Below are 1,324 nucleotides of genomic sequence, written 5' to 3'. Positions count from 1 at the left end.
GTGAGGTTCCCCCGAGATGCGGAGGAAGCTGACAGCCGGTCAGATGGGACTCATGAGAGGACCTTTGACCATGGCTGCACCCCGGAAATACTCGCTTGAGTTGCGTGCCCGTGCGGTGCGGATGTATCGCACCACCGAGCCGAAGCCGCAGATCAAGAAGCTGGCCGTCGACCTCGGCGTGCACCCCGAGGCCCTTCGCGGCTGGATCCGCCAGGCCGAGGCGGACGCCGGCGAACGCGACGACCGTCTCACCACCGACGAACGCGCCGAACTCGCGGCCCTGCGCAAGGAGAACGCCCAGCTCAAGCGGGCCAACGATGTCCTGCGGACGGCCTCGGCTTTTTTCGCGGCGCAACTCGACCCGACCCGGCCCAGGTGACGGCGCTCGTTGACGAGCACCCGCGCCTGGGAGTCGAGCACGTCCTGCGGGAACTCCACATCGCCTCCTCCACCTACTACCGCTGGCGCCGCGCGGAGAAGGAGCCGTGCGAACGGCGGCGCCGCGACGTCGAGCTGACCGAGCGGATCAAGGAGATCCACTCGGAGTCCGGCGGCAACTACGGCTCGCCGCGCGTGCACGCCGTCCTCAAACGCGAGGGCGTCCACGTGGGACGCAAGCGGGTCGAGCGCCTGATGCGCGAGGCCGACATCGCAGGCGTCAGCCCTCGGCGGAAAGGCTTCACGCGCCGCGATCCCAAGGCCAGCCTCGCCCCGGACCTGGTCAACAGGGACTTCACCGCACCGGCGCCGAACCGGTTGTGGGTCACCGACCTGACGATGATCTCCACCGGCGAGGGACCGTTGTGGCTCTCTGCGATCCGGGACGCCTTCTCCCGCCGGGTGGTCGCGTGGGAGACCTCTGCCCGCGCGGACGCCGACCTGGTCCTGACCACGCTGGAGTACGCGCTCGCGTCCCGCGAGGTCGAGCCGGGCAAGCTCATCCACCACGCCGACCACGGCTGTCAGTACACATCCATCAAGCTCACAACTCGGCTAATGCGAGCGGGAGTTGAGGCGTCCATGGGTTCCGTCGGGGACTCGTACGACAACGCCCTCGCGGAGAACCTCTGGATGCTCATCAAAACCGAGGGTCTCCGCGGCCGCACTTTCACCACGAGGGCCGAGGCGAACCTGGCGCTCTTCGAGTACATCGACGGCTTCTATAACTCCCGGCGCATCCAGGAACGGCTCGGTTTCCTCAGCCCGATCGAGTTCGAGGAGAAGCACTACGCCGAGCAGGCGACGGCCGAACCAACGAATCTGAACACCCGTCAACCCCTGCTGACTAGCTGATCAGCGGCTCCCGCATGACGGGGGAACCTCA

General features: G+C 67.2%; 2 protein-coding genes. Both read left to right on the top strand.

The window, feature by feature from the left end; all coding sequences use genetic code 11:
- Positions 1–70 precede the first annotated feature (70 nt).
- On the top strand, positions 71–379 hold the full coding sequence (locus tag QQM72_RS40655) for a transposase (protein ID WP_314225833.1): 309 nt from the start codon (positions 71–73) through the stop codon (positions 377–379).
- Positions 376–1,293, top strand: a complete 918-nt coding sequence (locus QQM72_RS40650; protein ID WP_314225832.1) for an IS3 family transposase — start codon at positions 376–378, stop codon at positions 1,291–1,293. Before QQM72_RS40655 ends, QQM72_RS40650 begins: the two co-directional genes overlap by 4 nt.
- Positions 1,294–1,324: the final 31 nt, after the last annotated feature.

Source organism: Streptomyces zaehneri, assembly GCF_032248645.1.
GTDB lineage: Bacteria > Actinomycetota > Actinomycetes > Streptomycetales > Streptomycetaceae > Streptomyces > Streptomyces coriariae.
Note: the sequence above shows the minus strand (reverse complement) of the source record. Positions and strands in the feature narration are given on the sequence as shown.